Below are 26985 nucleotides of genomic sequence, written 5' to 3'. Positions count from 1 at the left end.
CGCCGCCGGCCGTTCGGGCCGGGTGCGCGGGCGACGGCGTCGGAGGCGGCGTCTTGGACGACAGGCCACCCCCAGCCCCACTCCGACCGCCTACGCGGTGCCCGACTCCTTGCGCAGCAGCCGTGTGAGGCGTTCGCCGAGCGCCCGGCCGTCGACGCCCTCGTGCTCGACGCCCAGCGCTGCCGCCAGGTCCCGCACGTGCAGGTCGGCCAGGGCTTCGGTGAGTTCCGCGAAGGCGTCCGCGGCCGCGTGACCGCGCCGTACCCCCGAGGCGACGGCGACGACCCCGGCCAGTGCCGCGGGCCACCACCACAGACCCATCACCAGATACCCGGCGCCCCAGGCGCACAGGCGTGCCGACGCGGTGAACCGGAGACGGGCGGCCTGCAGTTCGCCGCGGGTGCCGTCGGCGGCCAGGAGCCACAGATGGGGCCAGGCGGCCGTCAGGTCCAGCCCGTTGGCCCGCCACAGGCGCTGTGCGGGTACGGCGAGCCGGTCGCCCATCGCGAAGGGGTGACGCGGCGGCACCGAGGCGATGCGGTCCCGTTCCGCGTGGCGGCGCTCGGCGATGCCGGTCAGCCGGTCGGCGTCGTCCGATCCCTCGATGCGGGCGCGGCCGGCAGCCACCAGCGCGGTGCGGAACCGCGCGTCGGCCGCACGCCAGCGGCGCAGGCGGCGGTCGGCGACGGAGCGCAGTACGGGGCCGTGCGGCTGCGCGCACCACAGGAGTTCCACACCCGAGCCCAGAACCTGGGCGGCGGCGCCGGTCACCGCGGCACCGGCCAGCACACCCAGGGCCACCAGGACGACCGTGCCGGCGCTGTGGGACGCGGGGGAGGCGGACAGCGTGTCGACCCGGTCCCGCAGCCGCTCGACGTCGGACCAGTGTGCGTGCCCCAGCACCGTGGCCGCGCCGGCGGCGGCGAGGAAGAGCAGTCCCGGCAGGGCCAGCGCGGCCAGCCAGCGCTCGGCGATGCGGCCGCCCAGTGCGCTGAGAAAGGCGCTGGTCACCGGAGGGGGACCGTGCGCAAGGGCTGGTCGAAGATCCGGCAGCCGGGGCGCGGGGCATCGTCGCCGGGGGCCTCCACCCGCCCGCAGTGCCCCCGCGGACACGCCAGCACGTGCAGGGCCGGGTGCGCGGGCCCGGAGACCGGGAGACGCTGGAAGGAGGGCGTGAGCGGTGTCGGGGTGGTGCGGTAGGAACCCAGACCCGCGCTGTGCCCGGCCGCGAGCAGCTCCTCCTCCAACTCGTCGAAGAACTCGTCGAGTTCCTCGGGAGCCCGGCCGCCACGCAGTTCGGCGGTGATGGACTCGACGAGCCGCACCCCGCGCTCACCGAGCACGAGCGACCCCGACGCGTCCGTCATCCGCCGGCACAGTTCGCCCAACCGGGCGTGTCCGCCTGGCAGTCCGCCTCGCCCGCCGGTTGCGCTCTCCACCGTTCCCCCTCGGACGCCGGATGTCGGTCGCGCGATTGTACGTCGGCCGTCGCTGCGGCTGCCGGCTGCCGGCTGCCGGCTGTCGGTCGTCAGGTCGTCAGGTCGTCAGTCGTCAGGTCGTCAGCTCGTCAGCCGGCGAGACGGTCGTCAGCAGTCAGGTCGTCAGTCGACAGACGCCGTGCCGGCCGTCCTCTCACCCCGCCTCTTTGCCGCCGTTCACCGTACGCCGCAGGGTGCGACGGCCCGTTCGCTATCGTGAGCAGGGTCCGCGCAGCGCCGGGAGACCTCGGCCGGGCGGCCGAAGACCGGGGGAGGGCACGGGTGTTCGAGGCGGAACACAGTCGGCCGGCGAACGGGCCGGACGACGGACCGGACGAGGGACCGCGCGCCGACCGGCTGCTCTCCCACCACCTGCGGACAGGTGACCCACAAGCCCTCGACCAGGCGATCGCGCTCTACCGGGAGCTGCTCGCCCGGGCAGCCCCGACGGCCCCGGTCACCGCACGGGTGGCCGCCCTGGCCGCCAACCTGATGGTCGCCCTTCAGAGACGCTACCAACTGCTGCGGCGCCCGGACGACGTGGAGGCCCTGGTCGATCTGGGCCGCGAGCGCACGGCCCGCGATCCGGTCCGCCCGCAGGACGTACGGCTCCTGGGTCTCGCCTACCAGCAACGGTTCGCGCTGTACGGTCGGCCCGAGGACCTGGACCGCGCGGTGGAGGCGTTCGACCGGGCGGCCCGCCTGCCCCAGGAGGCGGAGACCGCCGCGCAGTCACTCGGCGCACTCGCGGAGGTGCTGCACACACGGCACCGGATCGCCGTCGACCGCGGTGCGGCCCCGACAGACCCCGGGACCCCGGGAGCGCGTGCCGCGGGACCGCTGCCCGGGGACACCGCCACGCCTCCCGCGGATCTCCTGCGCGCGACGGATGCCCAACGGCGCGCGCTCCACGTGCTGCCGGAGGCCTCGGACGACCGCCCCGGTTATCTGAGCAACCTGGCCGCCATGCGACACGACGCGTACCGGTTCGACGGTGATACCGGCGCCCTTCGTGAGGCGCTCGACCTGTGGCATGCCGTGCTGGACACCCTTCCCCACGGAGAGCCCGCCCGTCTGCTCGTCCTGCGGAACCTCACCCAGGTGCTGCGCGAACGGCACGAGCAGGCGCCCGAGGAGGCTCACCGGTCGGAGATGCTGCGGATCCATCGCGCGGCCCTGGCCGAATGCCCGTCCGGCCACCGGGACCGCGCCGAACTGCTGGCCGGCCTCGGCGTCGCGCTGCGCCTGGCCGCCGAGGCCACCGACGAGCCGGCGCCGCTGGAGGAATCCGCGGCCCTGCTGCGTGAGGCCCTGCCGCTCTTCCAGCCCGGCACCCCGGAACACGCCAGGAGACTGAACAGCCTCGGCAACACGTTGCACAGGCTGGCCCAGCGAACCGGTGACGCGGTGCTGCTGGACGAGGCCGTCACCACCCTGCGCGCCGCCGTCACCGAGGAGGAACCCGGCACGGACTCGTATGCCGCGTCCCTGGCCAACCTCGCCGTCACCCTGCGCGAGCGCGCTCTGCAGACCGACGACCTGAGCTCCCTGCGGGAGGCCGCCCGACTGGCCAGGGACGCGCTCCACGCATCGAGGAACGCGGCCCCTCTCCAGGCCGTCCGACTCACCAATCTGGGGGTGGTCCTGCAGAGCTGGCACGACGCGACCGGCGACGGCACGGCACTCGACGAGGCGATCGACGTGGCTCGTCGGGCACTCGCGCTGACGCCTGCGACGGACCAGCCCCGCGCCGACCGCCTGAACGCCCTCGCCAACGCCCTGCGGGCCCGCTTCGCGTCCACCGCCGACCCGGCCGACCTCGACGAAGCCGTCGACCTGCTGGAGCAAGCCGTCCAGCGCATCCCCTACGGCGATCCGGCGCTCGCGCTGACACTCTCCAACCTCGGCTCCGCACGGCTCACCAAGCACCACGCCGCGGATGCGCCCGGCGAGTTGGAACAAGCCCTCAGTGAGCTGGGCCGCGCCGTGTGGGCCGTCGTCGAGGGCACGTCGATCCACGGCACCTGTCTGAAGTCGTACGGCGACGCGCTGCGCGCCCTCCACCACCGGGACGGTGACCCCGCCGTGCTCCGGGCCGCCGAGGACGCCTACCGGCAGGCCGCCGGGACCAGATCGCTGCCCGCCTACAAGAGGGTGCTCGCGGCCTGGGAGCAAGGCGCCGCCGCCGCCGACGACGGCCGGTGGGAGGAAGCCCTGCCCGCCTACGAACTGGCCCTGCGGATCCTGCCGTACGCCGCTTCCGGCCGCCTGGTCCGCAGCGACCAGGAACGCGGTCTGACCCGGGTGCGCGGCCTGGCCGCCGAAGCCGCCGCGTGCGCGGTCAACGCCGGCCGGCCGGAGCAGGCGGTGCTGCTGCTGGAACAGGGCCGGGGCGTCCTGCTGGGCCGGACCATGGCCACCCGCGACGGACTCGGCCGGCTGCGCGGCGCCCACCCGGCCCTCGCCGACCGGTTCGCCCGCCTGCGGGGACGACTCGACGCGCTGGAGACCGCCGACGCCGCGGACACCGCCCAGGGCCGGCTTCCGGCCGACACCACCGACCTGCGGCACACCCTCGCCACCGAGCTGGAACACCTGGTCGCCGAGATCCGCACCCGGCCCGGCTTCACCGACTTCCTCGGCGCGCCGGCCCTGCCGGCCCTGCTGGCCTGCGCCGACCAGGGCCCCGTGGTGCTGGCCTACTGCAGCGAGTACCGCAGCGACGCCCTGGTGCTGAGGGACGGCGACGTCGTTCCCGTCCCCCTGCCGCACGCCACCCCGCAGGCTGTCGGGGAACAGGCGGACCGTCTCGAACAGGCACTCGCCGACGCCACCGACCCCGCTCGCGACCGGGCCGCCCAGCGGACCGTCGGCGAGGTACTGGCCTGGACCTGGGACCACGTCTGCGGACCCGTGCTCGACCGGCTCGGGCTGCGCGGACCGACGCCCGACGGGTCGCTGCCCCGGCTGTGGTGGTCACCGGGCGGCGCGCTGGCCTCACTGCCGCTGCACGCGGCCGGCCACCACGAGGAGGCACCGGACGCGGTACCGGACGGCGGGCCCCGCCCCACCCCGGCGGCGGCCGTGCCGCCACCACGGACGGTTCTGGACCGGGTGATTCCCTCTTACACACCGACCGTCGGGGCACTGCGCTACGCACGGGCCAGAGCCGCCGTCCCCCGCCCGCACGGACCGATGCTCGCCGTGGCCCTTCCCGAGACACCCGGTGCCCGGCCGCTCGGCGGTGCACGGCGCGAGGTGGAGGTACTGCGCGGCCTCCTGCCCACCGAGGTGCTGTACGAGGAGCAGGCCACCTTCGAGCGGGTGATGGACGCCCTGCCCCGGCACCCGTGCGTGCACTTCGCCTGCCACGGGGTCAGCGAGCCCGGTGACCCCTCGAACGGCCGGCTCCTGGTGCACGACCACGCGACCCGTCCACTGACGGTCCGTGCCGTCTCCCACCTCGAACTGCCGGCGGCGCGGCTCGCGGTGATGTCCGCGTGCGAGACGGCACGGGGCGGCGGGGAACTGGCCGACGAGGCCATCCACATCACCTCCGCCTTCCAACTGGCGGGGTACGCCCATGCCGTCGGAACACTCTGGCCGGTGCACGACGCGGTGGCCGTCCGCGTCACCCGGCTCCTCTACGGGGAGCTGTGCACCGAAGGGGCCGACGGCGGAGCCGAGTTGGACGACACGAGGACGGCACACGCCCTGCACCGGGCGGTCCTGCGGTGCCGTGCCACGTTCGCGGCCAGTCCCAGCCTGTGGGCGGCCCACGTGCACGCGGGCGCCTGACGACACCGGCAGCTACGAGGAGGCGGTCCCCATGACCCGATGGTGGCGGCGACGAGCCGACGGAGACGACGAGGGCGCCGGCGGACAACCGCCGCCACCCGCACCCGGGCAGGAGCCCACAGGCGGCCCCGGCCCCGGGAACGGACGCCGGCTGGTCGGCGGACACATCACCATCACGGAAGTCACAGAGGGCAGGCCGGAGCATGAGATCGCCCGCGTGCAGCTCTCCGCCGAGGAGATCCACACCATGCGCGCCCGGTCCGCCATCGACACCCTGGGCCCCGAACACCCGGACGCACTCGCCGCCATCCGCGAACTCGCCCAGTTCCTCGTGACCGTCCCGGGACGGGGCGAGGAAGCGGTCGAGCTGTACCAGCACGTGGCGCGCACCTGGTGGACCACGCTCGGCGCCCGCCACGAGAACACCCTGCGCGCCTCCGCCGAACTGGCCGACGCCCTGCACACCACCGGTCAGCTGCACCTGGCCGAGACGGCGTGGCGTGACACCTTCCGTGCCCAGGCGGAGACCCTCGGCCGCGACCACCCGGACGCGCTGCGCAGCGCCACCCGGCTCGCGGCGGTGCTGGAAGACCTCGACCGGGCCCCCGAGGCGGAGCCCCTGGCGAGGGACGTCCTCGAACGCCGCATCAGGCAGCTCGGCCGGGACCACCCCGACGTCCTGTCCGCCACCAACGCGCACGCCGCCTCCCTGCTCAAGTGCGGCCGCCACACGGAGGCCGAGCGCGCCCTGCGCTCCCTCGTGCCCCGGCTGGAGGACCGGTACGGACGCGACCACGAGAAGACGATCGCGGCCCGCAGCAACCTCGGCGCCGTCCTGGTCCGGCTGGACCGCCACGCCGAGGCGGAAGAGCACATCCGAGCCGTCGTGCGGTCGACGGAGGCGACGTTGGGCACCGACCACGAGACCACCTTCACGGCACGGAACAACCTCGCGGCCGTCCTGCACGCCCAGGAGCGCTACGCGGACGCCGTACCCGTCCTGCGCGAGATCCTCACCGGACGCGTCGCCCTCCACGGCGACGACCACCCCATCACCGTCGTCACCCGCGACAACCTCGCCAACGTACTGATCGACGCGGGCCACCACGCGGAGGCCGCCGCCCTGCTCGACCGCTGCGTACGCGACTACCGCCGCCTGCACGGCCCGGGCCACCCCCGCCTGCGCGCCGCCGAGGAAAAACTGGCTTGGCTGCGCTCTCCGTGAGGGTGGCTGGGGAAGGCCAAGTTCCCTCTGCCGTTGCCTGCGGCGTTCGTAGCCTGCTGGACCTGGTTGATCGGCGGAGTCGGCTTAATGCGTACGATGTGCAAGTGCGCACCACCGACTACACCATCAGGACCGCCGCCCCCGCCGACGTGGCCCCCGCCCGGGCCGTCATGCTCGACACCGTCTACCGGGACTTCGGTACGGGGTACGTCCCCCGTTGGCACGGTGACATCGTCGACCCGGACGGGGCCTATCTGACGCCGGTCCGGCACACCCTCCTGGTCGCCGTGGACGCGGACGGCGCGGTCGTCGCCACCGGGGCGCTCGACTCCCGTGGGCCCGTGAGTCCTCCGAACCCCGCGCACGTCGCCGAGCGGTTTCCCTCCGGGACCACCGCGCAGCTCCGGCGGGTGTACGTGCGGCCCGAGCACCGGCGGCGTGGGCTCGCGCGTCGACTTGTCGACGAGTTGCTGGCGTTCGCGGTCGCCGACGGGAAATACCGGGCCGTGTATCTGCACACGGACCCCGCCGTCACCGGGGCCGAGCCGTTCTGGCGGTCCTTGGCCAAGGTCGTGCACGACGAGCGGGAGGACGCGGGGGGCGGACAGGGGATCGTGCACTTCGAGGTCCCCCTGGACGGGGTGACGGGCGGACGGGGTGAGGGCAGGCAAGCTTGAAAATCATTTTCATGTAGAGTTTCGGTGTGCTGCCGCACCTCGTGCGTCGCCCCCTCCTCGCTGCCTGCCTGCCTGCCCGACTCGTCCGACCGATCGATCCGAGGACCATGCGCTCCCTCCGCCGCCCCCGGCTGCTCGCCCCCTTCCTGCTCGTTCCGCTGATGGCCGGCTGCTTCGCCTCCGGAGGCGGCGGCGACTCCGCGTCCGGTGACGGGAGCGACGGTGACGGCGCCCGTCTCCGCGTCGCCCTCGCCTTCCCGCCCGCCGAGAACCTGTCCCCGTACGGCGCCGACGCCACCCTGCTCAGCCGTCTCGGGGTCACCGAGGGGCTCACCGCGCTGGACGCCAACGGCTCCGCCGCCCCCGCGCTCGCCGAGTCCTGGCGCCGGGACGGGGACAGGGCCTGGGAGTTCACCCTCCGCGACGCCACCTTCCAGGACGGCGGCGAGGTGACCCCCGCCGCGGTCGCCGCGTCCCTCACCCACGCCACCGGTGCCGAGCCCGCCCCCGCCGCGCTCGCCGGTGTCGCGCTCAAGGCCGAGGCGGGCGGTGACCGGGTGGTCCGCGTCACCACCGCCGCGCCCGACCCCGTACTGCCGTTGCGGCTGTCGAGTCCCAGCCTCGCGATCCTGTCCGAGAAGGCGTACGGGAAGAGCGGCCGCGTCGATCCCGTCGGTCACGCCACCGGACCCTTCGAGCTGACCGAGGTCGACGGTGCCACCTCCGCCTCCCTCGACCGGTTCGACGACTACTGGGGCGGCCGTGCCCAGGCCTCCGGCGTCGACGCCCGCTTCATCGCCGACGGCACCGCTCGGGCCAACGCCCTGCGGACCGGCGAACTCGACATCGCCGAGGCCGTTCCCGTCGCCCAGGCGGCGTCGCTCGACGAGAAGACCCGGCGCGACACCGCCACCACCCGCACCACCAGCCTGCTGTTCAACGCCTCCTCCGGGCCCTTCGAGTCCGCCGGGCTGCGGGCCGCCGCCCGCGCCGCCGTCGACACCTCGGTGTTCGCCGAGGACGTCTACGAGGGGTACGGCGACCCGGGCGCCGGTGTCTACGGGCCCGCCGTCACGTGGGCGGAGGGGAAGCGGACCGCGCCCGTCGGGCGGGCGGCGGCCGGGAAGCCCGGGAACGGCGACACCGTCACCCTCGCCACCTACGACAACCGGCCCGAGCTGCCCGAGGTCGCCCAGGTGGTCAAGCAGCAGCTGGAGAAGGCGGGCTTCACCGTCAAGCTCACCGTGCGGGAGTACTCGCGGCTCGAAGGCGACGCGCTGGACGGGAAGTTCGACGCCTTCGTACTCGCCCGGAACACGCTCCTGGACACCGGGGACCCCGTCGCCGTCCTCGCCAGCGACTACACCTGCGACGGCGGCTTCAACATCGCCCAGCTCTGCGACCGGGACGTCGACCGCGCCGTCGCCGACGCGGAGAAGATCACCGACACCGCGGAGCGTCAGGACGCCGCCATGGCCGCCGAGGCGCGCATCCTCGGCAGCGACGCCGTCGTGCCGCTCGTCCACCAGCGCATCATCACCGGCGTCGCCGACTCCGTGCAGGGCGTGATCCTCGACCCGTACGAGCGCACCCTCGTCGGCACCGGCACCCGGCGCTGAACCATGGGGCAGCGGGTGGCCGGCGCCGGGTGGCGGATCGTTCTCGCGGTGGGGCTGGTGTGCGGGATCGGGCTGCTGCCCTGGCTCACGCACACCGACCCGGCGTACACCGTCCTCAAGGCCAGGTCCGCCGAGCGGGAGCCGACGCCCGAGGTGCTCGCCGGCATCCGGCGGCAGCTCGGGACCGACGGCGGGCCGCTGCACGTCCTCACCGGCTGGTTCGGCGGGCTCGTGCGCGGGGACGCGGGGAAGTCGTGGATCTCCGGGGGCGACGTCCTGCCCGGCGTGCTCCAGGCGCTCGGTGCCTCGCTGCTGCTCATGGGGGTCGCGCTCGTCGTCGCCGTCGTCACCGCCGGTCTGATCTGCCTGCGCACGCTGCGGCTGGGCGCGCGGCGGCGACTCGGCGGGCGGCGCGGCGGCGGGAACGTGTCCGCGGTGCTCGCCTCGCTGCCCGAGTTCCTCGTCGCCTCCGTACTCGCCACCGTCGTCGGGGTGCAGTGGGGGTGGCTGCCCGCGCTGGGGTGGTACGGGCCGCAGTGGACCGTGCTCCCCGCCCTCACCCTCGGACTGCCCGCCGGAGCCGTGCTCGGGCGGCTGCTCGACGATCTGCTGCCCGGCGCCTTCGGTGAGCCCTGGGCCCTGGCCGCCGCGGCGCGTGGGCTGCCGGGACGGACCATCGCCCGCCAGGCCCTGCGACGGTGCGTGCCCGCGTTGCTGCCCAACCTCGGGCTGTTCGTCGTCGGGCTGACCGGCGGGGCCGTCGCCGTCGAGCAGGTCTTCGACATCCCGGGCCTGGGGCGCACCACCCTCCAGGCCGCGCTCGCCCAGGACCTTCCCGTCCTCCAGGCCGGCACCCTCGCTCTCGTCCTGCTCGCCGCCCTCGCCGCCGGCACCACCCGCGTCGCCGCCCGGCTGCTCACCGGGCCCGCGCTGCGCGACGGCGCCCTGTCCTCGCTGCACCGGCCCGCGCCGCCCGCAGGGGGACTGCTCCCACTGCTCTACGGCGGCGTGCTGCTCGCGGTGATCGGGTGCGGGCTGGCCCGTGATCCGCTCGCCCTCGACACCGGGGAACGGCTGCGGGCGCCCTCCCTCGGCCACCCCCTCGGCACCGACGCCCTCGGCCGCGACCTGCTCGCCCGCGTCGGCCACGGAGCGCTGGACACGCTGCTGCTCGCCGCCGCCATCAGCACGGCCGCGCTGCTCGTGGGCGTGCTGCTGGGGCTGCTGCCCCGGGTCTCCGCGCCGCTCGTCGACACCGTCAACGCCGTGCCGCCCGTGCTCGTCGCCCTGCTCGTCACCGCCGTCGCCGGGAGCGGTGCGGCCACCCCCGCGCTCGCCGTGGGCGCCGTCGCCTGGGCGCCGCTCGCCGCGCACACCTCCTCCCTGCTGCGGCAGGAGCGCGCCACCCTGCACATCACCGCCGGCAAGGCGCTGGGCGCGGGGCCGGTCCACCTGCTGCGGCGCGAGCTGCTGCCCGCCGTGGTCCCGCCGGTCCTGCGGCACGCCCTGCTGCGGCTGCCCGGTGTCGCCCTCGCGCTCGCCTCGCTCGGCTTCCTCGGGCTCGGCGCCCAGCCGCCGTCCCCCGAGTGGGGGCTGCTCCTCGCCGAGAACCAGCCCTACGCCGAGCGCGCCCCGTGGTCCGTCCTCGCCCCCGCCGCCGTACTGGCCCTCCTCGGCGCGCTGGCCGTCAGCGCCGCGGGCGCACTGCGCCGGCCGTCCCGGAAGGGACTTCCCCGGACCGGCGACCGGGTTCCGCGGCCGTCCGTCCCGGCGACGGAGAGGGAACCGGCCGGAGCCCGCTGACATGCCTTCCACCTCTACCGAACAGTCCGAACAGTCCTGGCGGCCCGGGCGGCCCGGGCGGCCCCTCCGAGTATCCGGTCGCCGCACCGCGCGGCTCTCCGCGCTGTCCCCGCTGCTCCGCCTGCTCATCCTCACCCAACTCGCCTTCAACGTCGGCTTCTTCGCCGTACTGCCCTTCCTCTCCGAGCATCTGGCGCAGTCCGTCGGAATGGCGGGGTGGCTGGTCGGGTTCGTGCTCGGGCTGCGGACCTTCAGCCAGCAGGGGCTGTTCGTGGTCGGCGGCGCCCTCGCCGACCGGTACGGCATCCGCCCCGTCGTGCTCGCCGGGTGCGTGCTGCGGATCGCCGGGTTCGGGTGGCTGGCGTTCGCCGAGCGAACCTGGGCCGTCATCGGCGCCGTCCTCCTCATCGGGTTCGCCGCCGCGCTCTTCTCGCCGGCCGTCGAGTCCGAGGTCGCCCGGCAGGCGGTCGAGTGGGAGGCGGCGGGGGGCGGCGACCGGACCCGGGTGCTCGCGCTGTTCACCGTCGCGGGGCAGGCCGGAGCATTCGTCGGACCGCTGCTGGGCGCGCTGCTGCTCGCCGTCGACTTCCGTACGGTGTGCCTCGCCGGAGCGGGGGTCTTCGTACTGGTCCTCGCGGGGCACGCCCGGCTGCTGCCGCAGCGCGTTCCCGGTCGGGCCCAGGTCCGGGTGAAGGGTGGTGCGCGGCTCCTGCTGCGCAACCGGCGCTTCCTCGCCCTGTGCTGCGCCTACGGTGCCTACCTGCTCGCCTACAACCAGCTCTACCTCGCCCTGCCCGCCGAGGTGGAGCGGGCCGCCGGCTCACAGGCGCCGCTGGCCTGGCTGTTCGCCCTGTCCTCGCTGCTGGTGGTGAGCGCCCAGTTGCCGGTGACCCGGTGGGCGGGGGAGCGGTTGGCGCCACGCCGGTCGATGGTGGCGGGGCTGGCACTGATCGCCGTCGGGTTCGCGCTCGTCGGCCTGGCCCGGCCCGCCGGGTGGACGGGGACGGGCGGGCTGCTGCCCGCCGCCGGGTTCGTCGTCCTGCTCACCCTCGGGCAGATGCTGGTCGCGCCCGTCGCCCGCGCCTGGGTGCCGGACCTGGCGGAGGAGGGGCGGCTCGGGCTGTACACGGGGGCGCTGGCCTCGGTGTCCGGACTGATCGTGCTGGCCGGCAGTTCCGCGACCGGGCTGCTGCTGGACACCGGACTGCCGGTGGCCGCGCCGTGGCTGGCGCTGGCCGCCGTGCCGGTGGTGGCGGCGGCGGTGCTGCCTCGGCGGAAGCGCTGACCCGCCGGGGCAGCTCGACCCGCCGTACAGGCTCTTTGCCGTTCAGGCGCTCTGCACGTCGCGCAGGGCCGCGTGCGGCGTGTCACCGGACAACGCCTCGTTCATGCGGCGTAGCAACAAGGTGTTGAACTGCGTCTGGGTCTCGTTGTCCATGACTGCGTCCCGGCCGTCCTTCTCCTGGGCGGCCAGGACGATGTACGGTCCGCGGCGCATCATGCACATGATCCCGATGTCCTGCCCCTCCCACGTGACCCTGTAGTCGGCAAGTTCATCGCCCAGTGGCGCCCCCCGTGGCGGAGCGTAGGCCGAAGGGTCGGGCCTGAAGCCGGCTGCGGCGTCCTCCCGGAAGGTCTCCACCAACGCGTCGAAGGTATGCTCGGCGTCGCCCTCGGAGGCGTGCACCAGCACCTCGAGTTCGGCATGCCACCCCGTTTCTTCCGAGGTGTCATTGGGGGCGTAGCCTGCTGAGGCCCCAGCTCGTACGCGATTCCCGCAGGGCTTGGGCTGTTCGCCGCAGATCGTGCCCTCGTAGCCGCTCCGTTCGCCGTCGGGAAAGACATCGCCCGGTTGGCTCTCGAAAGCCGTTCCGGCCATGGCGACCCGGTCGGGCAAGATCGCGTCGGCCGTCTGCTGGGTGGGGGGCAACGGGTCGACAGCGGGCGGCTTGGAATCCTCTTGATGCGAGGTGCCCGGTCCCGCCCCTTCGCCCTCGTCGGTGAACAAGCGGACGCCGCCGTAACCGGCCAGCAGGATAAGGATCATGGCGGCGAGGGCGAGCGCGGCGAGGAGCCATCGACCCTGTCGATTGTTGTTGACGGTCAGCGGACCCAGCGAGATCTGGTTGTGGCGGACTCTGGCCCCGCCGCCGATCACCACGCTGCCCGTGATCGGTTGCGGCGGCCGCTCGGCAGCCGCATCGGCAAGGGCTTTGAGACGTCGGCCGAAACCGGGGTCGGCGGCCACCTCCCGCTCCAGAACCGCCCGCATCGCGGCCGCAGCCGCCGCATCGCCCGGGCTCCCCAAGAACATCTCCAGGGCGGCACGGTCCTCCTCTGAACCTCTCAGCCGTTCCCGGAGTGTTGCGATCAATGTTTGCGCTGCCGCGCCCCCTGCTGCTGACAACGCGCCATCCGCTCCCGGTGCCAGCATGTGAAGGACCTCCGAGACTAAGTCCGGAACTTCCACCAAACGTCTCCTTCTCCGCGCGCAACTGACGTCATGGGCTCCTGCGCCATGTCCGGTGAGTCGACAGGAGTCCCGTCCGGATCGGGGATATACCCAGCGGGGAGTCGGCCAGTCCGGCAAGTGGCGGAACCGCTGAGGCAACGAACCCTTCGCCAAGGCGGTGCCGCCCCGACGACTCACAGCCGTCGGCGTCCCAGGGGGCTCACCGGGTGACGAACTCCCGCACCACCACCCCGCCGGGAGCGGCAGGCACCCGGGACCGACGCCACAGCCACGCCACGTCCCGTCCGAAGGACCACACCAGCAGGCCCAGCGCCAGGGCCACCACCGCGGCGTTCGCCACGTGCGGCAGCAGGTTGGCGCCCGCGAGAAGCAGCAGCACGCCCTGCAGCGCGGCCACGGACTTGCGGGCCGTGCTCGGGGGCAGGGGGGCCGTCAGCCACGGCCACACCCGGGCCGCCGCCACGAACACGTACCGCATGCCGCCGATAAGCAGGACCCACGGGCCCAGGTCCATCGCGACGTACACGCTGAGCACCAGGATGAGGAACGCGTCGACCTCCATGTCGAAGCGCGCGCCCAGCGGTGTGGAGGTGCCGGTGCGGCGGGCGACCTTGCCGTCCACACCGTCCAGGATCAGGGCCACCGCCGTCAGACCGACGAGGAGGGAGACGGGCGGCGCGCTGCGGAAGGAGTCCGCGACCAGGGCGGTGACCCCGCCGACCAGGGTGGCCCGGCCGAGGGTGACCCGGTTGGCCGGGCCGAACGACGGCAGCCGGGAGCGGTGCAGGGCGCGGGAGAGGACCGCCCAGCTCGCGAACGCGAAGGCGAGGCCGGTCAGCCAGCCCGCCGTGCCCATGCCGATCGCGGTGCCGAGCAACGCCAGGAGCACGAGCTGCACTCCGGCACCCGCCGCGGTCTCCTGCTGGACGGGCCTCGCGTCGTACGGGTCGCACGCGTCGCGCGAGCCGTACGCGTCGCGCGAGTCGTACGCGTACCCGGCGTACGTGTGGTTCGGGTTGTTCAGGGCCACCGAACATCCTCCGGCCGTGTGACAGAGTCGATCAACGCCGCTACCTTGTGCGCGGCTTGTGCATCCCTCGGTACGTGAGCGGCTTCCCGATCGTTCAGGAGGACTTCCGATGACACGCAGGGCACGTGCGTTCTGGCACGAAGCGCCGGGCAGGGGCGCGTTGCGCGAGGTGGAACTGCCGGAGCCGGGCCCGGACGACGTGGTCGTGCGGACCCTCTTCAGCGGGGTGAGCCGGGGCACCGAGACCCTCGTCCTCGGCGGCCGGGTGCCGGAGAACCAGTACGCCGTCATGCGCGCGCCGTTCCAGGAGGGTGACTTCCCCGGGCCGGTGAAGTACGGGTACCTCAACGTCGGCGTGGTGGAGGAGGGGCCGGAGCGTCTGGCCGGGCGCACCGTGTTCTGCCTCTACCCGCATCAGACGCGCTACGTCGTCCCGGCCGCCGCCGTGACGCCGGTCCCGCCCTCCGTCCCCACGGGGCGGGCCGTGCTCGCCGGTACCGTCGAGACCGCCGTCAACGCCCTGTGGGACGCCGCGCCCCTGGTCGGCGACCGGGTCACCGTGGTCGGCGGTGGCATGGTCGGCTGCTCGGTGGCCGCCCTGCTGGCCCGGTTCCCGGGCGTGCGCGTCGAGCTGGTGGACGCCGACCCGGCCCGGGCGAAGGTGGCCGAGGCGCTCGGCGTCGCGTTCGCACCCCCGGCCGACGCCGCCGGCGAACGGGACCTCGTCGTGCACGCCAGCGCGACGGGGGCGGGCCTCTCCCGGTCACTGGAACTGCTGCGGCACGAAGGCACCGTCGTCGAACTGAGCTGGTACGGCGACCGGCGCGTCGCCCTGCCGCTCGGCGAGGCCTTCCACTCACGGCGCCTGACCCTGCGCGGCAGCCAGGTCGGCACCGTCTCCCCGGCCCGCGCCGCCACCCGCGGCTACGCCGACCGGCTCGCCCTCGCCCTCGAACTCCTCGCCGACCCCGCCCTCGACGCCCTCGTCACCGGCGAGTCCGCGTTCGCCGAACTGCCCGAGGTGATGCCGCGGTTGGCCTCCGGCGAGATCGCCGCACTGTGCCACCGGATCCGCTACGACGGGGAGGACGCCGGCGCGGGTCCCCGCAGCGCCGCCTGACCTCGCGGAAAGACCTACGGCCCGCTGAACACGGGAGGGCATCCGGCCGTAATAGACAGCACCCCGCGCAGCGAGAGGCGGGGGACCAGACGTGCCACACCTGGAGGGTCGCCCGTTGTTCAGCATCACCGTCCGCGATCACATCATGGTCGCCCACAGCTTCCGCGGCGACGTCTTCGGCCCCGCGCAGCGCCTGCACGGAGCGACGTTCCTGGTGGACGCCACCTTCCGGCGCGAGCAGCTGGACGAGGACAACATCGTCGTCGACATCGGCCTGGCCACCCGGGAACTGGGCGCGGTAGTCGCCGAGCTGAACTACCGCAACCTCGACGACGAACCCGACTTCGCCGGCGTCAACACCTCCACCGAGTTCCTGGCGAAGGTCGTCGCCGACCGGCTCGCCGAGCGCGTGCACAAGGGGGCGCTGGGGGAGGGAGCCAAGGGGCTGGCCGGGCTCACCGTCACGCTGCACGAGTCGCACGTCGCCTGGGCGAGTTACGAGCGTGCGCTGTGACCGGCGCCTCCGTGGACGCGACGACCGGCCCGGCCGCCGCCGGGCGGACCCGGCTCACCTACGTTCCCGCCCAGACGTCCGCGTCCCAGGCGTCCGCGACGCCGGCGCCCGCGACCCGGCCGTCCGGGCCGGTCCCGAGGAACGGTGGCACCGTCCCCATGTCCCTGCGCTCCGTGCACTTCGTCATGCCGGGCGGTGTCGACGACCCGGCCGCGCCCAGCGGCGGCAACGCCTACGACCGGCGGGTCCGGCTCGACCTGCCCGGCTTCGGCTGGCGGGTACGGGGGCTGCCGGTGCCCGGCGACTGGCCCCGGCCGGACGACACCGCCCGCACCGAACTCGCCTGCGTCCTGCGGCGGTTGCCGGACGACGCGGTCGTCCTCCTCGACGGCCTGGTCGCCTGCGGGGTACCGGAGATCGTCGTCCCGGAGTCCGAACGGCTGCGCATGGCCGTCCTCGTCCACCTCCCGCTGGGCGACGAGACCGGGCTCGATCCCGCCCTCGCTGCCGAACTGGACTCCCGTGAACGCGCGGTACTGCGCGCCGTCCCGGCCGTCGTCGCGACCAGCGACTGGGCGGTGCGCCGCCTCGTCTCGCACCACGGACTCGACCCGGGCCGGGTCCACGTCGCCGCCCCCGGCGCCGACATCGCCCCCCTGGCACCCGGCACCGACGGCGTCTCCCGGCTGGTGTGCGTCGCCGCCGTCACCCCCCGCAAGGGCCAGCACCGGCTGGTGGAGGCCCTGGCGGCGGTGGCCGACCTGCCGTGGAGCTGCGCGTGCGTCGGCGGACTCGGACAGGACCCCGAGTACGTCGGCCGGTTGCGGGCGCTGATCGCGCGGCACGGTCTGGAGGAGCGGCTGGTGCTCACCGGTCCGCGGGCCGGCGCCGAGCTGGACGCCACCTACGCCACCGCCGACCTGATGGTCCTCACCTCGTACGCCGAGACGTACGGCATGGCGGTGACCGAGGCCCTCGCGCGCGGGATCCCCGTGCTGGCGACCGACGTCGGCGGCCTCCCGGAGGCGGTCGGACGCGCCCCCGACGGTGGGGTGCCCGGCATCCTCGTGCCGCCGGAGGACCCCGTCGCGCTCGCCGCGGAGCTGCGCGGCTGGTTCGGCGAGGCGGACGTACGCCGCCGGCTGAAGGCCGCCGCCCGCGGTCGCCGCGCCGCCCTGCACGGCTGGGCGAGCACCGCCCAGAGCCTGGCCGGTGTGCTGCACCGGCTGCCGGGGGCGCCGAGGAGGGCGGCATGAACACGAGGAAGCCCGCCGTGCCCGCCACCCGTGTCGTCCCGGCGCAGCCGGGCCCCCAGGATGCGCCCGACGCCACCGACGCCGCCGCGACCGCGGTCGTCCCCGGCGCGGGTCCGGCGGGACGGCCTGCCGCGGAGCGGGGCACCGTCCGTCTCCGAGGCGCGACGGCACCGGACGACGCCGACGGCCCCGCGCGCTACGCCCCCGAATGGCTGCGCCTGCGCGAGAGCGCCGACGCCGCCGCGCGGGCGCACGACCTGCTCGACCCGTTGCGGATCAGGCTCACCGACCTGCCCCGGCGGGCCGGCGGGCTCGTGGTGCACGACGTGGGCTGCGGCACCGGGTCGATGGGACGCTGGCTCGCTCCGCTGCTCGACGGTCCGCAGCACTGGGTGCTGCACGACCGGGACCCCTACCTTCTGCACTTCGCCGCCGCCGGCGCCCCGCGCACCGCCGCCGACGGCAGCCGCGTCACCGTCGAGACGCGGCGCGGGGACCTGGCCCGCCTCACCCCGGACGCCCTGACCGGTGCCGCGCTGGTGACCGCGTCCGCGCTGCTGGACGTCCTGACCCCCGAGGAGGCCGGCCGTCTCGCCGCCGCCTGCGCCGCGGCCGGCTGCCCGGCGCTGCTGAGCCTCTCCGTCGCCGGGCGCGTGGACCTCACCCCCGCCCACCCCCTGGACGCCGAGATCACCGAGGCGTTCAACGACCACCAGCGGCGCACCGGCATGCTCGGTCCGGACGCGGTCGACGCGGCGGCCGAGGCGTTCGCCGGGCACGGCGCCACCGTCCTGGCGCACCCCAGCCCCTGGCGGCTCGGGCCGGACGAGGCGGCACTCACCGCCCAGTGGCTGCGGGGCTGGGTCGGTGCGGCCGTCGAACAGCGCCCGGAACTGCGCGCGCGGGCCGCCCGGTACCTGGACGAGCGCCTCGCGGCCTGCACGGCCGGGGAGTTGCGCGTGGTCGTCCACCACACCGACCTGCTGGCCCTGTGCCGGCCGACGGGCGGAGCCTCGTGAGCGCCCTGCGCACCCACCTGGGCACCGCCGTCGGCACCGCCGTCCTCGGCGTGCTCGTATGGCGGCTGGGGACCGGCGCCCTCCTGGACGGGCTGCACCGGATCGACGCGGTCACCGTGCTGGCGGCGCTGGGGATCGGGCTGGTCACCACGGTGTTCAGCGCCTGGCGCTGGGCCCTGGTGGCCCGGGGTCTGCGCATCCGCCTGCGGTTCGGACCGGCCGTCGCCGACTACTACCGCGCGCTGTTCCTCAACGCCGCCCTCCCCGGCGGCGTCCTCGGCGACGTGCACCGCGCGGTGCGGCACGGGCACAGCGCGGGGGACCTCGGGCGCGGTGTGCGGGCCGTCGTCCTCGAACGGGTCGCCGGACAGGTCGCGTTGATCGGCGCCGGGGCCGCCGTACTGCTCGCGATGCCGTCCCCGGTGCGGGCCGAGGTCCGCTACCTCGCCCCCCTTGTGGCCCTGGCCCTGCTCGGCGCGCTCGCCGTCGTCCTCGCCCTGCGCATGAACCGGGCGCCCGCCCGCCGGGGCAGGGCCCTGCGGTCGGCGCTCGCCGAGGCCCGGGAGGGGCTGCTGTCCCGGCGGAACCTGCCGGGCGTCGCGGGCTCCTCCGCCGTCGTGCTCGCCGGCCACCTCACGATGTTCGTGCTCGCCGCCCGGGTGGCCGGCAGCGGAGCCTCCGTCGCCGTGCTCACACCGCTCGCGGTGCTGGCCCTGCTCGCCATGGGGCTGCCGCTGAACGTCGGCGGCTGGGGCCCCCGGGAGGGCGTCACCGCCTGGGCGTTCGGCGCGGCGGGGCTCGGTGCGGGCACCGGACTCGGCGTCGCGGTGGTGTACGGCGTGCTCAGCCTCGTGGCGAGCCTGCCCGGCGCCGTGGCCCTCGTCGCCCGCCGCCGCACCGTGCGCTACGCCCGCCCGCCGGCCGCGCCGGAGCCGGCACCGTCGCAGGCGGCCGGGACAGCGGCACGCGTCACCGGTGTGTCCGCCGTCAGCAGCCCGAAATACGCTCCGAAGGAATCGGCGAGGCTCGCCAGCAGTTCCTTCCCCTTTTCCGCCGATCCCAGTGAAGGCCGCCCGATGACACCGGAATCGGTATAGGCGGACATACCGAGGGAGAGCAGATGACGTCGGTCGTCCGCGACGAAATCGCCGGCCTCATGGCCGGGCCGGACCAATTCGGGGTGCGTGTGCAGCAGAATGGAGGTCTCGATTTCCCCCGCGTGCATGTCGGTGAGCAGCGAGGTGACCACCCCCGCCCGCCGGCGCGCCGTCTCCCAGTCCTCGGCGGCCGGGAACAGCGCCATCCGCTCACCGAGTGCCGAGGACTCCTGAACGACGTTGCCCAGGACGTAGTTGCCGCCGTGCCCGTTGACCACGACCAGGGCCTCGACGCCCGAACGGCGCAGGGACTCCGCTATGTCACGCACCACCGCGTACAGGGTCACGGCGGAGATGCTGACGGTGCCGGGCCAGTCGGCGTGCTCGTGCGAGCAGCCGATCGTCACCGGTGGCAGCACGTGTACCGGATAGGCGGCGCCGATCTCCCGGGCGACGGCGCACGCGACGAGCGTGTCGGTCGCCAGCGGCAGGTGCGGACCGTGCTGTTCGTAACTCCCGACCGGCAGCACCGCTATCTGCCGCGGCATTCCGGAGCCCCGTTCGCGCACGTCCGCGCTCGTGTCCGCCGGCACCAGTGAAACGTCCATCTCCGCACGGCCTTTCGTTTTCGTCGGGCAATCTGTTGAGCAATCCCTGAGCACTCTGTTGAGGAACGCGAGAATCATGACAGAAAAAATCGGTGTACTCGGCAAGAAGGCCGCACAGCGCACGGATGTGGAGCGGATCGTGGTGACACCGCTGCCCACCGTGTACGGGGAATTCCGGGCGTACGGCTATGTCGACCACGAACGCGGCGACGAACAAGTGGCCCTCGTCCATGGCGACCTGGGCGCCGAAGACGTGCTCACCCGGCTCCACTCCGAGTGCCTCACCGGCGACGCCTTCGGCTCCCAGCACTGCGAGTGCGGCGCCCAACTCGCCACCGCACTCCGGCAGGTGGCCGACGCGGGCAGTGGCGTCGTGGTCTATCTGCGCGGTCACGAGGGGCGCGGCATCGGGCTGCTCGCCAAGCTGCGGGCGATGGCGCTGCAGGCGGAGGGCCTGGACACGGTGGAGGCCAACCTCGCCCTCGGCCTGCCCGTGGACGCCCGCGACTACGGCGTCGCCGCCCGCATCCTGGACGACCTCGGGGTGCGGTCCGTGCGGCTGATGTCCAACAACCCGCGCAAGCGGGAGGCGTTGGTGCGGCACGGCATCCGGGTCGCCGAGCAGGTGCCGCTGCTGATACCGCCGTGCGCGTCCAACATCACCTATCTGCGGACCAAGCGGGAGCGCCTGGACCACCATCTGCCCCACCTGGACGCCATGGCGCACGTACCGTCGTGACGGCCCGGTGCGTGCCGCCCCGGATCAGTCCGCGACGGCCTCGTGCACCAGCCGCTTCAGGTCGGGATACACGTCGTGCGAGGACCTGGGCCGCACCTGGGTCATGAACTGCACCGTCAGATCACGGCCCGGGTCGACCCAGAAGGTGGTCGTCGCCACCCCGCTCCAGCCGTACGTGCCGAGCCCCGAGGGAGACTGCGTACGGCTCGGGTCGGTCACCACGGAGACGCCGAGGCCGAAGCCGACGCCGTCGTTGCCCGGGCGGTCGTGCGCCGGACGGCTGCCCAGGGTGCGGAGGTCGGCGCCGCCGGGGAGGTGGTTGCGGGTCATGAGGTCCACCGTCTCCGGGGCGAGCAGCCGGGCGCCGTCGAGGGTGCCGCGGCGGCGCAGCAGTTCCGCGAAGCGGTGCACGTCGTACGCGGACGAGACCAGGCCGCCGCTGCCCGACAGGAAGCGCGGCCGGCCCCGCAGCGGCAGCCCGGCCACCGGTGCGATACCGCCGTCCTCCGTCTCCCCGTACAGCTCGGCCAGCCGGTCCGCCTGCGCGTCGGTGACGTGGAAGCCGGTGTCGGTCATACCGAGCGGTCCGAGGATCCGCTCGGCGCAGAACACGTCGAGCGGCTGCCCCGACACCACCTCCACGAGCCGGCCCAGCACATTGCTGGCCACCGAGTAGTTCCACTCGGTGCCCGGCTCGAACTGGAGCGGCAGGCGCGCGTACAGGTCCACGGTCTCGGCCAGGTCCGCGCCCGGCCGCACCGACGACTCCACACCGGCGGCCCGGTACAGCGCGTCGACGGGGTGGCAGTGGTAGAAGCCGAACGTCAGACCCGCGGTGTGGGTCATCAGGTGGCGGACGCGGACCGGTCCGGCGGCGGGCCGGGTGACGACGTCCTCGCCGGTCCCTGCGACGTACACCCGCGGCTCCGCGAAGGCCGGCAGGTACCGGTCCACGGGGTCCTCCAGCGACAGCCGGCCCTCCTCCATCAGAAGCAGCACGGCCACGGACGTGACCGGCTTGGTCATGGAGTAGATCCGCCACAGCGTGTCGGCGGTCACCGGCAGGCCGGCCGCGACGTCCCGCAGCCCGTGGACGGTCAGATGGGCGACCCGGCCGCCGCGTGCGACGGAGACCAGGAAACCGGGCAGCCTGCCCTCGTCGACCTGCCGGGCGAAGTGCAGGTCGAGCCGGTCCAGCGCCTCGGGGTCCAGCCCGGCCGCCCGCGCGTCGGTCTCCTGCCGCAGGAGTGGCATCGCCATCGCTCTCCTTGATCGTTCGTCGGACGGGTCCGGCATACCCCCCGCAGGCCCCCTCGAACACACCGGGCCGCTCGGAACTCGACGGGCCGCTCGGAAGTCACCGGACCCCCTTCGAACTCACCGGCTCCCTCATCTCACGGCAGGCGGCCGAGTCCCGAGGTGCGCGCCTCCAGGGCGCGGAGCACCGCCACCATGTCCTCGCCGCCGTGCCCCAGCGACACCGTCTCCTCGAAGAGGGTCCGGGCGGCGTCGAGCAGGGGCGAGGCGAGGCCTGCGGCGCGGGCCGCCTCGGCGATCAGGCGGTTGTTCCTCAGCACGTCCGACGCGGCCGCCTGCGCCGTGAAGTCGCCGGTCAGCAGCTTGGGCGCCTTCATGCGGGAGACGGCACTGGCCATCGGGCCCGCGTCCAGGACGTCGAGGAACCGCCGGCGGTCGAGCCCGTGGCGCTCGGCGAAGTGGAACGCCTCGCTCAGGCCGGTCACCAGGGTGATCAGGAAGAGGTTCACGGCCAGCTTGGTCAGCAGCGCGTTCGGTACCGCGCCGCACGCGAACGTCTCCCGGCACAGGGGGTCAAGCACCGGACGGACCCCGGCCACCGCGCTCTCCTCGCCGGCCAGCATCCCCACCAGGCCGCCCGTCTCCGCCGGGACCCGCGAACCGGACACGGGGGCTTCCACGTACCGCCCGCCCGCCGCCCGGATGTCGGTCTCCAGGCCGTGCGAGTACTCGGGCGAGGTGGTGCCCATGTGGACCACCGTGTGTCCGGCGACCCGGGCGGCGAACTCCGGGGTGCCGCGGGCCAGCACGGCGTCGATCGCCGGGCCGTCGGCCAGCATGAGGACCACCGGGTCCGCCCGGCCGAAGACCTCGGCCGCGTCGCCCGCCACCTCCGCACCGGCGGCGCGCAGGGGAGCGGCGCGGGCGGGGGTGCGGTTGAACACCACGAGGGGGGTGCCCGCGCGGGCCAGGCGCAGTGCCATCGGCTGACCCATGATGCCGAGACCGATGAAGCCGACGAGCCGCATGGCACACCGTCCGTCCGGGTGACGCGCGGCCGTGAGCGGGACGCGCCGGGAGTGGGGTTATGACGGCGGTCATAGTAGCCCGCGTCATGACGGCTGTCATAGAGTCGGTGGGCAGCCGCGGCAGAAGGCGGACCGGCGGCGAGGGCAGGGTGAGGGAGCGGTGATGGCAGCGTCCGGACGGGGGCCGCGCGAGCGGATGGTCTTCAGCGCCGCCCAGCTCATCCGCCGGGACGGCGTGGACGCCACCGGCATGCGTGACGTCGCCGCCCACGCCGGGGCACCCCGGGGCTCGCTCCAGCACTACTTCCCGGGCGGCAAGGAACAGCTCGTCGGCGAGGCCCTCCAGTGGGCGGGGCGGTACGCGGCCAAGAGGGTCGCCCGGTTCCTGCACGGCATGGAACGTCCGACGCCCGGCGCGCTGTTCGCCGCGATGGTCGGGCAGTGGACCGACGAGTACACGGAGGCGGGCTTCGCCGCGGGCTGTCCCGTGGCGGCGGCGACGGTCGACTGCGCCGAGAGCTCCGAGACGACCCGGAAGGCGGCCGCCGCCGCCTTCGCCGCCTGGACCCGGCCGGTCGCGGAGGCACTCGCCGGCATGGGTGTGCCCGAGGAGAGGTCCGTACCGCTGGCCACCTTGATGATCAGCTCCCTCGAGGGAGCGATCCTCGTCGCCCGGGCCGAACGCGACGTACGGGCCCTGACGACCGTCGCCCGCGAACTCCGCCCGCTCCTGGACGCGGCCGCCCTGCCCTGATCCGCGCGGCGCGGGCTCACTGGCGGCTGACCGTGCGGGTCAGGCCGGTGATCACCGTCGTGGCCAGGATCCAGCCCGTGACGATCAGGACGTAGGACAGGGTCTGGTACCAGCCCCGGGGCGAGAACGCGTTCTCCTGGCCGAAGGAGATCACCGGCAGCAGCAGGTCGAGGGTGTAGAAGACCGGGTCGAAACCGGGCGCTTCCTCCGGCTTGAGCGGCGGCGGGTGGTGCAGGCCGTACGCGACCGAGCCGGCCGCCAGGAGCGACAGCAGCCAGCCGCCGGCGCGCAGGGGGCGGAAGCCGTACCCGACCGTGATGTCCTGGAGGTGCCCCCACAGCCGGCCGTACCAGGGCAGGGTGCGCCGACGCCGGCGCTGCTTGGCGAGCTGCACCAGCCGGGCCGCGTCGTCGTCACCGATCCGCCGGTAGGCGGCGGTCAACTGCTCGTAGGTGAAGGGAAGGTAGCCGTCCACCTTCTCCAGCATCGGCAGCCGCCGCCCGGCGGGCTCGTGCGGGACGAGCGAGGTGTAGGCGAGGTCGTTGAGCTGGACCCGGGCCGGCACCACCTCCGGCTGGAGGAACAGCACGTCGATCTGGGTGCGGCGCAGATTGAGCGCCCCCTGCACCACCGGGCCCTCCCGCAGCCACAGTTCGCCGATCACGCAGCTGCTGGCCCGCAGCGCGGTGTCCGCGGGGTTGACCAGCCGGGCGTGCGACAGGTCCAGCCGGCCGGGTATCCGCGCGCCGCGCAGCTCCAGCCGGCCCCTGACCTGCGCGTGCCGCAGCACCACGTCGGCCTCGGCGGCCAGCGTCTCGGCGTGGAGCGCGGTGCCGCCCGGCCGGTCCAGCACCGCGTCGCTGAGATTGACGGTGCCGGCCACCCGGGCGCCGGTGAGCCGGACCTCGCCGCCCGCGCGCAGCCCCGGGGCCCACAGGTCGGCGCCCAGCACCGCCTGGTTCAGCAGGAGCAGCGGCCCGTCGGTGTCCGGCGTCGCCTCGATGTGCGCGCCCTCCAGGTACACGCTGCCGGTGACCTCTGCCCCCGCCAGCCGCACCGTCCCGACGAACCGGGCCCGGGTCAGCCGCAGCACGCCCTCCACCCGGACCGCGTGCGAGACCATCCCGGGCAGCACGGACTCGCTCAGGTTCAGCTCACGCAGCCGGGCCCCGTAGAACCTGGGCGCCTCGTCGAAGTGGCAGTGCCGCAGCCGTACGGGGTGGTCGACCGTCGCGTACTGCAGGTCCAGCCGTCCGGTGACGCGGGCCCCGGCCAGGGCGAGCGAGGCCACCTCGCCGTCCTCCCGGGGGCCGTTCAGGAGCAGGGTCCGCAGCACCCGCGCGCGCACGGTGCGTTCGGGTCCCCAGGTGCCGCCTCGGCCGGCGTCCTCGTCGTCCGCGGTCCGGAAGTCCACGGCGGTGCCCGAGGCGAACGCCCGCCAGACGCGCGTCTCGGCCGGTGTCAGGTCGTTGATCTCCATCAGTGGGGGACTCTGACCCGAACCGGCCGATCACGTCAACGCGCTTTCGAGACCGCCTACTTCTTGGCGGATTCGACCGCGTGCCCGCCGAACTGGTTGCGCAGCGCCGCGATCATCTTCATCTGCGGCGAGTCGTCCTGGCGGGACGCGAACCGCGCGAAGAGGGAGGCCGTGATCGCGGGCAGCGGCACCGCGTTGTCGATGGCCGCCTCCACCGTCCAGCGGCCCTCACCGGAGTCCTCGGCGTATCCGCGCAGCTTGTCCAGGTGGTGGTCCTCGTCCAGGGCGTTGACCGCCAGGTCGAGCAGCCAGGAGCGGATCACGGTGCCCTCCTGCCAGGAGCGGAAGACCTCGCGGACGTTGTCCACGGAGTCGACCTTCTCCAGCAGCTCCCAGCCCTCGGCGTAGGCCTGCATCATGGCGTACTCGATGCCGTTGTGGACCATCTTGGAGAAGTGCCCGGCGCCGACCTTGCCCGCGTGGACGTAGCCGTAGGGACCGTCGGGCTTGAGGGCGTCGAAGATCGGCTTGAGGTCGTCGACGTGCTCCTTCTCGCCGCCGACCATCAGCGCGTAGCCGTTCTTCAGTCCCCACACGCCGCCCGACACACCGGCGTCGACGAAGTTGATGCCGCGCTTGCCCAGCTCCTCGGCGTGCTTCTCGTCGTCCGTCCAGCGGGAGTTGCCGCCGTCGATGACGGTGTCGCCGGGCTTGAGCAGCGTCGCCAGCTGGTCGACGACGTGCTGGGTGGCGGCGCCGGCCGGGACCATGACCCAGACCGCGCGCGGCCGCTCCAGCCGGTCGACCAGCTCGACCAGGCTGTCGACGTCGGCCCGCTCGGGATTGGTGTCGTAACCGACGACGGTGTGGCCGGCGTTGCGCAGGCGCTCGCGCATGTTGCCGCCCATCTTGCCGAGACCAACGAGACCGATCTGCATGTCAGTGCACTTCCTTCAGTTCACGGTAGGCGGCCACCAGCGCGGCCGTGGACGGATCGAGGCCGGGCACGTCTGCGCCCTCGGTGAGGGCGGGTTCGACGCGTTTGGCGAGCACCTTGCCGAGCTCGACGCCCCACTGGTCGAAGGAGTCGATGTTCCAGATCGCGCCCTGGACGAACACCTTGTGCTCGTACAGCGCGATCAGCTGGCCGAGGACGGAGGGGGTCAGCTCGGCGGCCAGCACGGTCGTGGTGGGGTGGTTGCCGCGGAACGTCTTGTGCGGGACCAGTTCCTCCGGCACTCCCTCGGCGCGTACCTCGTCGGGGGTCTTGCCGAAGGCGAGGGCCTGGGTCTGGGCGAAGAAGTTGGCCATCAGCAGGTCGTGCTGGGCCTTCAGCTCGTCGCTCAGCTCGGCCACCGGCCGGGCGAAGCCGATGAAGTCGGCCGGGATCAGCTTGGTGCCCTGGTGGATCAGCTGGTAGTAGGCGTGCTGCCCGTTGGTGCCCGGCGTGCCCCAGACCACCGGGCCGGTCTGCCATTCGACCGGGTTGCCGTCGCGGTCGACGGACTTGCCGTTGGACTCCATGTCCAGCTGCTGGAGATAAGCGGTGAACTTCGACAGGTAGTGCGAGTACGGCAGCACCGCGTGCGACTGCGCGCCCAGGAAGTCGCCGTACCAGACGCCCAGCAGACCGAGGATCAGCGGGGCGTTGACGGGGGCCTCGGCGTTGCGGAAGTGCTCGTCGACGATGCGGAAGCCGTCGAGCATCTCCCGGAAGCGGTCCGGGCCGATGGCGATCATCAGGGACAGTCCGATGGCCGAGTCGAAGGAGTAGCGGCCGCCGACCCAGTCCCAGAACTCGAACATGTTCGCCGTGTCGATGCCGAAGCCGGCGACCTTCTCGGCGTTGGTCGACAGCGCCACGAAGTGCTTGGCCACCGCCTTCTCGTCGCCCCCGAGACCGTCCAGCAGCCACGAGCGCGCCGAGGTGGCGTTGGTGATCGTCTCGATGGTGGTGAAGGTCTTGGAGGCGATGACGAACAGCGTCTCGGCCGGGTCCAGGTCGCGGAC

Annotated in this window: 22 protein-coding genes and 1 pseudogene; 13 read left to right on the top strand and 10 right to left on the bottom strand. The window is 74.0% G+C overall.

Going from position 1 to position 26985, the window contains the following annotated elements; genetic code table 11:
• Window positions 1-90 precede the first annotated feature (90 nt).
• Together EV562_RS25290 and EV562_RS25285 are read right to left on the bottom strand one after the other, a co-directional pair.
• Window positions 91-1011 (bottom strand): hypothetical protein, encoded by a 921-nt coding sequence (locus EV562_RS25290; RefSeq protein ID WP_133889159.1) that lies wholly within the window; start codon window positions 1009-1011, stop codon window positions 91-93.
• Entirely contained in the window at window positions 1008-1367 is a 360-nt protein-coding gene (locus EV562_RS25285; RefSeq protein ID WP_243860165.1) for a hypothetical protein, read from the bottom strand. The genes EV562_RS25290 and EV562_RS25285 overlap by 4 nt, the downstream gene beginning before the upstream one ends.
• Window positions 1368-1760: 393 nt before the next feature.
• Between EV562_RS25285 and EV562_RS25280 the strand changes: the two genes are divergently transcribed.
• The 6 genes from EV562_RS25280 to EV562_RS25255 all read left to right on the top strand — a co-directional run bounded on the left by EV562_RS25280 (window position 1761) and on the right by EV562_RS25255 (window position 11885).
• Window positions 1761-5276: a CHAT domain-containing protein gene (locus EV562_RS25280; RefSeq protein ID WP_133889158.1), complete on the top strand. Its 3516-nt coding sequence runs from the start codon at window positions 1761-1763 to the stop codon at window positions 5274-5276.
• A 217-nt stretch (window positions 5277-5493) separates the two neighbouring features.
• Window positions 5494-6501, top strand: coding sequence for a tetratricopeptide repeat protein (locus tag EV562_RS25275; RefSeq protein ID WP_243860163.1), 1008 nt, complete (start codon window positions 5494-5496; stop codon window positions 6499-6501).
• Between the two features lie 104 nt (window positions 6502-6605).
• Complete coding sequence (locus EV562_RS25270; RefSeq protein ID WP_133889156.1) at window positions 6606-7178, top strand: GNAT family N-acetyltransferase; 573 nt, start codon at window positions 6606-6608, stop codon at window positions 7176-7178.
• A gap of 107 nt (window positions 7179-7285) precedes the next feature.
• Window positions 7286-8797 (top strand): ABC transporter substrate-binding protein, encoded by a 1512-nt coding sequence (locus tag EV562_RS25265; RefSeq protein ID WP_133889155.1) that lies wholly within the window; start codon window positions 7286-7288, stop codon window positions 8795-8797.
• 3 nt (window positions 8798-8800) lie between these two features.
• Window positions 8801-10600, top strand: coding sequence for an ABC transporter permease subunit (locus EV562_RS25260; RefSeq protein WP_243860161.1), 1800 nt, complete (start codon window positions 8801-8803; stop codon window positions 10598-10600).
• A gap of 1 nt (window position 10601) precedes the next feature.
• Complete coding sequence (locus EV562_RS25255) at window positions 10602-11885, top strand: MFS transporter (RefSeq protein ID WP_243860160.1); 1284 nt, start codon at window positions 10602-10604, stop codon at window positions 11883-11885.
• Between the two features lie 42 nt (window positions 11886-11927).
• On the opposite strand, the gene EV562_RS25250 is transcribed toward EV562_RS25255, so the two are convergent.
• On the bottom strand, window positions 11928-13070 hold the full coding sequence (locus EV562_RS25250) for a hypothetical protein (RefSeq protein ID WP_133889154.1): 1143 nt from the start codon (window positions 13068-13070) through the stop codon (window positions 11928-11930).
• A 202-nt stretch (window positions 13071-13272) separates the two neighbouring features.
• Window positions 13273-14103, bottom strand: a complete 831-nt coding sequence (locus tag EV562_RS25245; protein ID WP_243860158.1) for a CDP-alcohol phosphatidyltransferase family protein — start codon at window positions 14101-14103, stop codon at window positions 13273-13275.
• Window positions 14104-14212: 109 nt separating this feature from the next.
• Here EV562_RS25245 and EV562_RS35170 point away from each other — a divergent pair, with 109 nt between their 5' ends.
• The 5 genes and pseudogenes from EV562_RS35170 to EV562_RS35160 all read left to right on the top strand — a co-directional run.
• The gene (locus EV562_RS35170; RefSeq protein ID WP_166661990.1) at window positions 14213-15223 is read left to right on the top strand and encodes a zinc-binding alcohol dehydrogenase; all 1011 of its coding nucleotides are present in this window, start codon (window positions 14213-14215) and stop codon (window positions 15221-15223) included.
• 115 nt (window positions 15224-15338) lie between these two features.
• Complete coding sequence (locus EV562_RS25230; protein WP_133889152.1) at window positions 15339-15737, top strand: 6-carboxytetrahydropterin synthase; 399 nt, start codon at window positions 15339-15341, stop codon at window positions 15735-15737.
• 11 nt (window positions 15738-15748) lie between these two features.
• Window positions 15749-16993 (top strand): glycosyltransferase family 4 protein, encoded by a 1245-nt coding sequence (locus EV562_RS25225; protein ID WP_133889359.1) that lies wholly within the window; start codon window positions 15749-15751, stop codon window positions 16991-16993.
• A complete protein-coding gene (locus EV562_RS35165; RefSeq protein ID WP_243860156.1) occupies window positions 16990-18012 on the top strand; it encodes an SAM-dependent methyltransferase in 1023 nt (340 codons plus the stop codon). The genes EV562_RS25225 and EV562_RS35165 overlap by 4 nt, the downstream gene beginning before the upstream one ends.
• Window positions 17985-18821 (top strand): annotated as a pseudogene (locus EV562_RS35160) (lysylphosphatidylglycerol synthase transmembrane domain-containing protein); the annotation flags it as partial. The gene EV562_RS35165 and the pseudogene EV562_RS35160, both read left to right, overlap by 28 nt.
• Window positions 18822-18916: 95 nt before the next feature.
• Here EV562_RS35160 and EV562_RS25215 read toward each other — a convergent pair.
• Window positions 18917-19717, bottom strand: a complete 801-nt coding sequence (locus EV562_RS25215) for a creatininase family protein (RefSeq protein ID WP_347877078.1) — start codon at window positions 19715-19717, stop codon at window positions 18917-18919.
• Between the two features lie 76 nt (window positions 19718-19793).
• Between EV562_RS25215 and ribA the strand changes: the two genes are divergently transcribed.
• On the top strand, window positions 19794-20456 hold the full coding sequence (gene ribA / locus EV562_RS25210; protein ID WP_133889151.1) for a GTP cyclohydrolase II: 663 nt from the start codon (window positions 19794-19796) through the stop codon (window positions 20454-20456).
• 24 nt (window positions 20457-20480) lie between these two features.
• On the opposite strand, the gene EV562_RS25205 is transcribed toward ribA, so the two are convergent.
• Both EV562_RS25205 and EV562_RS25200 read right to left on the bottom strand, forming a co-directional pair.
• Entirely contained in the window at window positions 20481-21710 is a 1230-nt protein-coding gene (locus EV562_RS25205) for a serine hydrolase domain-containing protein (RefSeq protein WP_133889358.1), read from the bottom strand.
• A gap of 140 nt (window positions 21711-21850) precedes the next feature.
• On the bottom strand, window positions 21851-22741 hold the full coding sequence (locus tag EV562_RS25200) for an NAD(P)-dependent oxidoreductase (protein WP_133889150.1): 891 nt from the start codon (window positions 22739-22741) through the stop codon (window positions 21851-21853).
• Window positions 22742-22904: 163 nt separating this feature from the next.
• Between EV562_RS25200 and EV562_RS25195 the strand changes: the two genes are divergently transcribed.
• A complete protein-coding gene (locus EV562_RS25195) occupies window positions 22905-23495 on the top strand; it encodes a TetR/AcrR family transcriptional regulator (protein ID WP_133889149.1) in 591 nt (196 codons plus the stop codon).
• 16 nt (window positions 23496-23511) lie between these two features.
• Here EV562_RS25195 and EV562_RS25190 read toward each other — a convergent pair whose 3' ends face one another.
• From EV562_RS25190 to pgi, 3 genes are all read right to left on the bottom strand, one after another.
• A complete protein-coding gene (locus EV562_RS25190) occupies window positions 23512-24975 on the bottom strand; it encodes a membrane-associated oxidoreductase (RefSeq protein WP_133889148.1) in 1464 nt (487 codons plus the stop codon).
• A gap of 56 nt (window positions 24976-25031) precedes the next feature.
• Window positions 25032-25913 carry a phosphogluconate dehydrogenase (NAD(+)-dependent, decarboxylating) gene (gene gnd / locus EV562_RS25185; RefSeq protein ID WP_133889147.1) on the bottom strand — a complete coding sequence of 294 codons (882 nt, stop codon included), beginning with the start codon at window positions 25911-25913 and terminating at the stop codon, window positions 25032-25034.
• 1 nt (window position 25914) lies between these two features.
• Window positions 25915-26985 (bottom strand): glucose-6-phosphate isomerase (gene pgi, locus EV562_RS25180; RefSeq protein WP_133889146.1); only part of this gene is annotated, 1071 nt, incomplete at its 5' end.

The sequence above is a fragment of the Streptomyces sp. BK208 genome (assembly GCF_004364245.1).
Taxonomy (GTDB): domain Bacteria; phylum Actinomycetota; class Actinomycetes; order Streptomycetales; family Streptomycetaceae; genus Streptomyces.
This window is presented reverse-complemented; position numbering and strand designations above follow the sequence as displayed.

What these genes read in the sequence shown, in the direction of transcription:
- EV562_RS25205 (WP_133889358.1), bottom strand. Translation starts at nt 21,710, where the DNA reads ATGCCACTCCTGCGGCAGGAGACCGACGCGCGGGCGGCCGGGCTGGAC.
- EV562_RS25255 (WP_243860160.1), top strand. Translation starts at nt 10,602, where the DNA reads ATGCCTTCCACCTCTACCGAACAGTCCGAACAGTCCTGGCGGCCCGGG.
- EV562_RS35165 (WP_243860156.1), top strand. Translation starts at nt 16,990, where the DNA reads ATGAACACGAGGAAGCCCGCCGTGCCCGCCACCCGTGTCGTCCCGGCG.
- EV562_RS25215 (WP_347877078.1), bottom strand. Translation starts at nt 19,717, where the DNA reads ATGGACGTTTCACTGGTGCCGGCGGACACGAGCGCGGACGTGCGCGAA.
- EV562_RS25190 (WP_133889148.1), bottom strand. Translation starts at nt 24,975, where the DNA reads ATGGAGATCAACGACCTGACACCGGCCGAGACGCGCGTCTGGCGGGCG.
- gnd (WP_133889147.1), bottom strand. Translation starts at nt 25,913, where the DNA reads ATGCAGATCGGTCTCGTTGGTCTCGGCAAGATGGGCGGCAACATGCGC.
- EV562_RS25265 (WP_133889155.1), top strand. Translation starts at nt 7,286, where the DNA reads ATGCGCTCCCTCCGCCGCCCCCGGCTGCTCGCCCCCTTCCTGCTCGTT.
- EV562_RS25200 (WP_133889150.1), bottom strand. Translation starts at nt 22,741, where the DNA reads ATGCGGCTCGTCGGCTTCATCGGTCTCGGCATCATGGGTCAGCCGATG.
- EV562_RS25260 (WP_243860161.1), top strand. Translation starts at nt 8,801, where the DNA reads ATGGGGCAGCGGGTGGCCGGCGCCGGGTGGCGGATCGTTCTCGCGGTG.
- EV562_RS25285 (WP_243860165.1), bottom strand. Translation starts at nt 1,367, where the DNA reads ATGACGGACGCGTCGGGGTCGCTCGTGCTCGGTGAGCGCGGGGTGCGG.
- ribA (WP_133889151.1), top strand. Translation starts at nt 19,794, where the DNA reads ATGACAGAAAAAATCGGTGTACTCGGCAAGAAGGCCGCACAGCGCACG.
- EV562_RS35170 (WP_166661990.1), top strand. Translation starts at nt 14,213, where the DNA reads ATGACACGCAGGGCACGTGCGTTCTGGCACGAAGCGCCGGGCAGGGGC.
- EV562_RS25195 (WP_133889149.1), top strand. Translation starts at nt 22,905, where the DNA reads ATGGCAGCGTCCGGACGGGGGCCGCGCGAGCGGATGGTCTTCAGCGCC.